Origin of the sequence: Flavihumibacter solisilvae, assembly GCF_000814475.1 — a bacterium.
Taxonomy (GTDB): domain Bacteria; phylum Bacteroidota; class Bacteroidia; order Chitinophagales; family Chitinophagaceae; genus Flavihumibacter; species Flavihumibacter solisilvae.
This window is the reverse complement of the sequence record NZ_JSVC01000007.1, coordinates 164,171-172,294: the sequence shown is the minus strand read 5'-3', so window position 1 is coordinate 172,294 and position 8,124 is coordinate 164,171. Positions and strand designations below refer to the sequence as shown.

Below are 8,124 nucleotides of genomic sequence, written 5' to 3'. Positions count from 1 at the left end.
GGGATATTCTGCGAGGAAGCGTTCCAGTTTCTGGAATGCAGTTGGAGTAAAGTTGCGCTCGAACCCGCCGATCCGGCCAATGTTGGTGGTAAGGCGGCTGCCGCAAACTTCTTCGTAGATCTCATAGATCAGCTCACGGTACTGCATTACATAGAGGAAGCCGGTAAAGGCACCGGTATCCACACCTACGATGGAGTTACAGATGAGGTGATCGGAAATGCGGGCCAGCTCCATAATGATCACGCGGAGGTAATCCACGCGTTTCGGTGTGGTGATGCCGAGCATCTTCTCACAGGTGATGTGCCAGCCAATATTATTAATGGGGGAAGAACAATAGTTGAGGCGGTCTGTCAGCGGGGTGATCTGGTACAGTGGCCTTCTTTCAGCCAGCTTTTCAAAAGCACGGTGGATGTATCCAACGGTCTGCTCTGCTGATACGATACGCTCGCCGTCCACTTCCAGGATGTTCTGGAAAACGCCGTGTGTGGCGGGGTGGGTCGGACCGAGGTTAAGTGTGGAAGTTTGCTTCCCGATGGAACCTTCCGGTAACTTAATGTGATCGTGCTGGTGGTGTATAATATCTGACATAAGATTTTTCTTTTATCCTCTTCCGAACATTTCGTCATCCTTATCTACGCGGGTCTGATCTTCGAGCGGGAATTCCTTGCGCAGCGGGAAATAATCCATTTCGTCTACATTTAGGATCCTCCGGAGATTGGGATGGCCAACGAAGTTGACACCGTAGAAGTCATAGGTTTCGCGTTCCATCCAGTTGGCGGCGGAATAGAGGCTGGTTGCCGTATACACGTCGGGCTGTGCAATGGAAGTAAATACTTTCATCCTTATGCGAAAATTGTCGACAAGGTTGTGAAGGTGATATACCACCGCAAGCTCGCGGCCGGGCTGGTCGGGATAGTGAACGGCGCAGAGATCCGTGAGGAAACGAAACTTAAGGGTTTCGTCGTCGAATAGAAACTGCATCACTTTCAGGTTGAGGTCCTTCGGCACTTCGAAGGTGAACATCCCGTAGGGAACTTCAATTCCTGTTACGGCGTCCCCGAATTTTTCAACAAGTTTGGACTGGATTATATCGTGCGTAAGACTCATAATAAATGTTCTGGATGTTACTGGATCCCGTAGGATTCAAGCAGCGCTTTGTATCGGTCACCATTCCGTCGGCGAAGGTCTTCCTTTCCCACAAGTTCCTGGATTTTCATAAATCCATCAATGATGGCTTCGGGCCGCGGCGGGCAGCCGGGTACATATACGTCAACGGGAACGACCTGGTCAATTCCCTGTAAAACTGAATAAGTATCGAAAATACCGCCTGAAGAGGCGCAGGCACCAACGGCAATGACCCAGCGAGGTTCAGCCATTTGCAGGTATACCTGCTTTACAACGGGGGCCATCTTTTTTGCGATGGTTCCCATTACCATTAAAAGGTCACACTGGCGGGGTGAGAAGCCTACTCTCTCGGCACCGAAACGGGCGAGGTCATAGTGAGAGGCCATGGTTGCCATGAATTCAATTCCGCAGCAGGAAGTGGCAAAAGGAAGCGGCCAGAGGGAGTTCTTGCGGGCCAATCCAACAACATCGCTCAGCTTGGTGGTAAAGAATCCTTCGCCCTGGAAGCCCTCGGGCGCATCAGCCATGGTAATTACCTTACCACCTTCATTTTTTACATTATATTGAACCGGACGTGCCATAGTTATCGGAATTTAATTGTGAACGATCATTAGGTCTACTTTATTAAAACCGTTCACTTATTTATATGTTCAACACCGCTTAATCTTCCCACTGCAGGGCTCCCTTCTTAATAATATAATAGAAGCCGCAAAGGAAAAATCCCACAAACATCAGTACAGCCATAAAGCCGTTCCAGCCCAGCTCACGGAAATTTACCGCGTAGGGATAGAAGAAGATCACTTCCACATCGAACAATACGAACAGGATGGCTACCAGGAAATACTTGATGGCCACCGGCTGGCGGGCGTTGCCAACTGCCTCAATTCCACTTTCGAAGTTTTCGAGCTTGTCACTGGTTTTGCGGGAAGGTCCGAGTAAATGGGTCGCTCCAAGGGTCAGCACTACAAATCCCAGCGCAAACAGCAGCTGAAGGGCGATGGGCAGGTAGTTTGCGGTATTATTAGAAGAAACCGCGGTTTGTAACAGAAAAAGGTTCATGCTTTTCATGTTGTGAGGGCAAAAATAAGGTAGCCTGCCAAATAAATCGCTGAACATTGAAAATAAGTTCCTTAGAACGGCCTTCCCTGCTGCATCACATAAAAAAAGACCCCGATATGATCGGGGTCTTTTTTCTGTATCGGGGTCCTTTTAAAAGGTATCCCGGTAACTATTTTTTTGCGGGCGCTGCCTTGGTTCCGCTACCGCCGGAAGAGGAACCGGTTTTTTTCTGCGGTTTGTTCAGGATCTCCTTGATACGGGCCGCGTCAGCGTTAGCCGGATCAACTTCGAGGATCTTGTCGAGGTACTTCATGGCAGCAGCTTTGTCTTTCTTGATATCATTATGGTACTGTACCAGGTAGAAATAAGCGGAGACAGCCTGGCCTTTGTACTTCACAGGGTCAAGTTCCATTGCTTTTTGGGCGAGTTTTTCGTAGTCAGGTACCGCAATTCCCTGGGCCATGGAAGTATCCATTGCCTGTTTTGACCTGGCCGTCCACAGGTAACCGTAGATCTCATTGGGATACTTTGCCTGGTACTGCGTGAAGATGGAGTCTGCGCGTTGGTAGTTCTTTGCCTGGTAATTGGCGAAGCCCCAGTTATACATGTCCACGTTGGAAGGGTCTTTCTTTACCTGGTAAAGTCTGCCAAGGTATTCGGCCTCCAGTTCGCGGTTGCCGGACTTCTTAGCCTGTGCTGCTGCGTTTGTCATGAGTTCAAGCCTTGAAGCCTGCGCTGTATCGAGTGCAATAGCTTTGTCGTAGTTGGCAATTGCTTCCTGTTCGTTACCCGGGAATTTGGACAACAGGATTGCGCGGAATTCATAGTCCTTTGGCATGAAAGCATCGGGCTTCTGCTTCACAAAATATTCGTCCAGGTATTTTTTTGCATTAACAGAATCCTTCAGTTCATCGTAGCTGTATGCGATCAGTTTATAGTAGCGTGGGTCTGCATTATCGCCGAGTTTGCTGATATACTCCTGTGCTGTTTTGATGGCTTCGTCATAACGACGGCCAGCGAAGAGGATCGAAGTTCTCTCGTAGTCATTTGCAGGCGTTGCATCAGTCACTGCGAGGAATTTGTCGAAATAATCTTTTGCCTTGTTTACATCGCGGCTGAAATAATAATAGTAGAGATCGAAATAACCGGGTGCATAATTGGGATCGAGCCTGATGGCTTCTTCCAATGCAGGGAGGAACACTTCGGTGTTCTTCTGCGTCATATAGATCTTGCTGATGCGGTGTTTCGCTGCAGCCTGGTTTGGATCAATCTGGAGCGCACGCTGGTATGAAGTAATGGCATTACCACCATCACCCAGTTTGCGGTAAGCATCACCGATCACGATCCAGGTTTCGGGACTGTTAAATCCTTTCTGGGTAGTGAGGGGAGTAAGCTTTTCGATCACAAATTTTGCGTCTCCGTCTTTCACTTCTACAATGGAGTGACCAATTGCATTTAACACACCAATGTCCTTACCCTTGGTAAGGCTGATGGCAGTTTCAAAGCGCTGGCGGGCTTCTTCTTTTTTGCCTTCCAGCAATTCAAGGTGTCCCATGCCCACGAGCAATTCAGGGGCATTGCCATTGCTGGCAAGGGCTTTCTGGAAAAGGGCTTTGGCCGCAGCAGTGTCTTTCAGCTCCAGCAGCGTTTGACCGAGCCAGTAAGATGCCTTATTATCATTCGGGTTTGAGGCGAGTGCTTTTTCGAAAGCCTCCTTAGCACTCTTGTAACGTTCGTAATAGAATAACTTCTTACCCTGGTCCACGCTTTGCGCGAAAAGAGAACCTCCACACGTTACGGCGGCTAACACCAGGCTGTAGATGTATTTCTTCATTCGTTTGCTGTTTTTTGGTCGATTTGTGAAAATATTAAAATCTGGTTTTGTTTTATTCATCTATGCCTGCATTTCTTATTTCGAATTTCATTCGTGCCGGCCACAAATAAGCTCTTCGAAATATCAGCTGCCCTCTTTCATAGATGAGAAAATTGGTAAAGCCGCTCCCCAGCCCCTCATAATTTTCCTTTAAAATATAATGCAATCCCCGTACCAAAGGATAGCGGAGCGTTGCAATGTTTGCCTGGTACGGCTTTACATATGCTTCTTCCGGACAGGTTTCACAACGCAGAGATGCAATGGTAACCTTTTTCTGAAAGCTAAGCTGGGCGCTGTCTTCAGGATTCCCGATCCAACTTACCCCTACAAACCCGATAGCATCTTTCTGGTCCGCTACGTATTCTATCACACCCTGGCTGGAAGTGGCAGCGGTAACTTTACTGCTAAGTGGCTTGCCCCTCAGGATGGAATCGATGGCGTAGCGAACAGTACTTGTTGCTGCAAGCCCATCCATTACCGGCCTTAGCGGAAGTTTGCTGGTTCCGTCAAGGATCTGCCGGAGATCGTCCGTAGTAAGGATGGAATCTTTTGACTGCCTGTTCACCAGCACGGTAACCGCATCATAAGCTATCCGGCCTTGTACGGGGATAAATGACAGGGTATCGCGGAGACGCTGTTCTTCAACCGGCATCAACGGGCGGGTGATGATCACCATCCGGATGCTGTCGACCAGCAGGTCCTTGATACATTCCGCTTCCGGCTTGTAGTGAGCGATCACGTGAGCCCCTTCGAACGACGATTCAAAGACTTTGATCTGGGAATCGATCACAGGTTTAAAGGATTCGTCAACACTGATATGAATCGTGCCAGTTCTTAAAGTGTCATTCCGGTAAGTTACCGGTCCATTATTACAATTGCTGAACAGCATTATAGCTGATGCAGCCATCATCCATTGTTTCAAACGCTTATGCATAAACGCTGTTGGTCTTAATCGGAATAATAATTCTTCTGGTAGCCTCTGTAGATTCTCCATGCACCGTACACGATACACAGGATCCCGAAAAAATATTTAAAAAATGGTTCCATATCAAAATAGAATCCAAGTTTTTCGGAGAAAAGGAAAAAGATGCCGAAGAGCAGGATAAGACCACCCATTCCATAGTCTAATATGGAACGCATCAGGCTGTACTGTTTCCTTCTGTTATCCTGGGTTTCAGGGGTCATGATCGGTTCATTTTTTGTCCGGGTTGGGCAAGTTATGAAAATTCTACTGTTCAGGCATTTCAAAAATTACGGGGATGCTGAACCAGACTGCAACCTTCCTACCATTTTGTTGCCCTGGTTCCCATTTCGGCATTTTGTTAATGACCCTTAACACTTCTTTATCAAAAGTGACACCGCCGGCCTGTACTATATGCACCTGTTCTATATCGCCGGCCGCATTAACCGCGAAACGGACCACTACCCTGATCCGTTGACCGGGCTCCTGTTCATCCTGCGGCCTTAGGTTACGGCTTAGCCAGCGTTGCAGGGCTCCAGCCCCACCAGGGAATGATGGCATGATCTCAGTTTTGTCAAAGATCTCCGGTTCTTCTTCACGTGGCGGTTCAATGGGGGCGGCAGGTTGGGTGCCGTTTCCATTGGACGGTTCCGGACCGGAAACTTCATCGTCGGGGTCGCCAACGCGGGTCAAATTGCTGATTGCGTTGTTTGCCAGCTCGGTTTGGTCCGGGATCTTGGTCGCCTCGTGGTCATTTACCACAACGTAGTTGGAGTTATTAATGGTTGCCTTTGGCGGCCTGGAGGTTGATGGTTTTAATGGTTTGACGGGTGGTGTTGGTTCTATCGGGTTTACCAGGTCAATTTTTGTGTCAGGTATAATAAAGATTGGTCCGCCAAGCAGGTTCCGGGGGGAATTGGGTTTGAAAATCCAGAGTGCTGTAACCATAAGTCCCATACATCCAAGGGCTATAAGAAGGTGCCGGGGATAGTTCCTCCTGAGGAAATATGCACCATAGGTCTTGTTGCGGTTTTCGAAGAGGATGTCCAGGACATCACTGCGCAAAATGATTTCGGGCTTCATATTAGAAGTTTTGTTACTAAAGGTTATGGTTATACGCAGCGCTGTGTTATAGTATAGATTCGTTCCTGCCACGATTCCATACAACAAACTGTGTTATTTTTGCAAGCATGAAGATCCTGATGGTCTGCCTGGGCAATATTTGCCGGAGCCCGCTGGCAGAAGGAATATTGCAGCACAAGGTGAAGGAAGCGGGACTGGACTGGACCGTTGACAGTGCCGGCACAAATGGTTACCATATAGGCCAGGAGCCCCATCACCTGTCGCAGAAAGTTGCCAGGCTGAATGGCATCGAAATTTGCGGACAACGTGCAAGGAGGTTTGTGGCGGCAGACTTTGACCGCTACGATAAGATATATGCGATGGCGGCGGACGTCGTTCTTGAAATGAAGCGGATTGCCGGAAGCCGCTTTGACGGGTCGAAGGTTGAGCTGTTAATGAATGCTGCAGAACCTGGTCTTAATAAGGATGTACCGGATCCCTGGTACGGAACGGAGCCCGGCTACCACGAGGTTTTCCGGATGATTGACCTGGCTTGTGAGGCCGTGATCCGGAAGGACGCCAAATTTTAGTGGCAGTTTGCTAGGTAAAAAAATCGACCTTTGCGTGCTTTTAATCTTTCATTTTCAATCTTAAATTCGTGAAACCATCTCTTCCATCCGGCACACGTGACTTTGGTCCTGAGGTCGTACGTAAACGGAATTATATCTTCACTACTATCCGCGAAGTTTTTGAACTGTATGGTTTCCAGCCGTTGGAAACACCTGCGTTGGAAAACCTGGAGACCCTGATGGGAAAGTATGGCGAGGAAGGCGATAAACTTATTTTCAAGATCCTGAATAACGGGCTCAATGACCCGAAGAATATTGACAAGGCAAGGTCCGCCTTTGAGCAGGTGATGACCGGCCGGAATGACAAGAACCTCACAGAACGTGCGTTGCGTTATGATCTAACGATCCCGTTTGCACGGTATGTAGCGATGAACCATGGCCAGCTTTCGCTTCCCTTCAAACGCTACCAGATTCAACCGGTGTGGCGTGCTGACCGTCCACAGAAAGGCCGTTACCGTGAATTCTACCAGTGTGATGCCGATGTGGTGGGAAGCTATTCATTGTTGAACGAGGTGGAACTTACTTCCATATACGCGAATGTTTTCAAGCGCCTGGGTGTTCCGGTTGAGATCAGGATTAACAACCGTAAAGTACTTGCTGCGCTTGCTGAACTCTGCGGTGGCAGTGACAAAATGATGGACATCACGATTGCCATCGACAAACTGGACAAGATCGGGATTGAGAAGGTGAAGGAGGAACTGGCACAACGCGGACTGCAGGCAGACCAGGTGGCCGCTATTGAAAATTACCTGGCGATCAACGGCGACAACCAGCAGAAGTTTGCGGCAGCTTCCGACCTGCTCGGTCACCTTGAAATTGCCCAGAAGGGGCTGGCGGAACTAAAATATATGCTTGACATGTATGAAGGATCTGAAGTGGTGATCGATTTCACGCTGGCCCGCGGACTAAACTATTACACCGGTGTGATCTACGAGATCAAGGCCATTGGCGTGCAGATGGGCAGCATTGGCGGCGGTGGCAGGTATGATGACCTGACGGGTCTATTTGGTGTGCCCAATATACCAGGAGTCGGGATTAGCTTTGGTGTTGACCGTATTTATGATGTAATGGAAGAACTAAAGCTATTCCCTTCGACAGTGCGGACCGGGACGCAGGTGCTCTTTTTCAACCTTGGTGAAAGGGAAAGCCTGGTCGCATACCGGCTGGTGCAGGACCTTCGCAAGCACGGAGTTGCCTGTGAACTGTACCATGAACCCACGAAGAAATTCGATAAGCAATTCAAATACGCAGAAAAGAAAGACATTCCTTACGTGGTGATCATCGGTAGCCAGGAACTGGAAGCAGAGACTTGTATAATCAAGGACCTTCGCCAGGGCAACCAGATAACACTTCCGCAAAGCGGATTAGTGGGATTTAACTTCGACACGGCTGTAAGCGAACAGATCGATAAGTGA

Annotated in this window: 10 protein-coding genes; 2 read left to right on the top strand and 8 right to left on the bottom strand. The window is 48.7% G+C overall.

The annotated features are described in order from the left end of the window. The 8 genes from OI18_RS07160 to OI18_RS07125 form a co-directional block, all read right to left on the bottom strand. The coding region (locus OI18_RS07160) for an NADH-quinone oxidoreductase subunit D-related protein (protein WP_039138455.1) at positions 1-588 on the bottom strand (588 nt) is incomplete at its 3' end. Between the two features lie 12 nt (positions 589-600). Further along, positions 601-1,107 (bottom strand): NADH-quinone oxidoreductase subunit C, encoded by a 507-nt coding sequence (locus OI18_RS07155; RefSeq protein WP_039138453.1) that lies wholly within the window; start codon positions 1,105-1,107, stop codon positions 601-603. A 17-nt stretch (positions 1,108-1,124) separates the two neighbouring features. Next, positions 1,125-1,706, bottom strand: a complete 582-nt coding sequence (locus tag OI18_RS07150) for an NADH-quinone oxidoreductase subunit B (protein ID WP_052272954.1) — start codon at positions 1,704-1,706, stop codon at positions 1,125-1,127. A gap of 79 nt (positions 1,707-1,785) precedes the next feature. Next, entirely contained in the window at positions 1,786-2,184 is a 399-nt protein-coding gene (locus OI18_RS07145) for an NADH-quinone oxidoreductase subunit A (protein WP_052272962.1), read from the bottom strand. Between the two features lie 169 nt (positions 2,185-2,353). After that, positions 2,354-4,018, bottom strand: a complete 1,665-nt coding sequence (locus OI18_RS07140; RefSeq protein WP_160290202.1) for a tetratricopeptide repeat protein — start codon at positions 4,016-4,018, stop codon at positions 2,354-2,356. A 52-nt stretch (positions 4,019-4,070) separates the two neighbouring features. After that, positions 4,071-4,991, bottom strand: a complete 921-nt coding sequence (locus tag OI18_RS07135; RefSeq protein WP_039138451.1) for a PstS family phosphate ABC transporter substrate-binding protein — start codon at positions 4,989-4,991, stop codon at positions 4,071-4,073. A gap of 14 nt (positions 4,992-5,005) precedes the next feature. Then, positions 5,006-5,242 (bottom strand): hypothetical protein, encoded by a 237-nt coding sequence (locus tag OI18_RS07130; RefSeq protein ID WP_039138449.1) that lies wholly within the window; start codon positions 5,240-5,242, stop codon positions 5,006-5,008. Positions 5,243-5,285: 43 nt separating this feature from the next. Next, the gene (locus OI18_RS07125) at positions 5,286-6,101 is read right to left on the bottom strand and encodes an energy transducer TonB (RefSeq protein ID WP_039138448.1); all 816 of its coding nucleotides are present in this window, start codon (positions 6,099-6,101) and stop codon (positions 5,286-5,288) included. A gap of 107 nt (positions 6,102-6,208) precedes the next feature. On the opposite strand from OI18_RS07125, the gene OI18_RS07120 reads away from it, so the two are divergent. Both OI18_RS07120 and hisS read left to right on the top strand, forming a co-directional pair. Beyond that, positions 6,209-6,670 carry a low molecular weight protein-tyrosine-phosphatase gene (locus OI18_RS07120; RefSeq protein ID WP_039138446.1) on the top strand — a complete coding sequence of 154 codons (462 nt, stop codon included), beginning with the start codon at positions 6,209-6,211 and terminating at the stop codon, positions 6,668-6,670. Positions 6,671-6,738: 68 nt separating this feature from the next. Continuing rightward, positions 6,739-8,124, top strand: coding sequence for a histidine--tRNA ligase (gene hisS / locus OI18_RS07115; protein ID WP_039138445.1), 1,386 nt, complete (start codon positions 6,739-6,741; stop codon positions 8,122-8,124).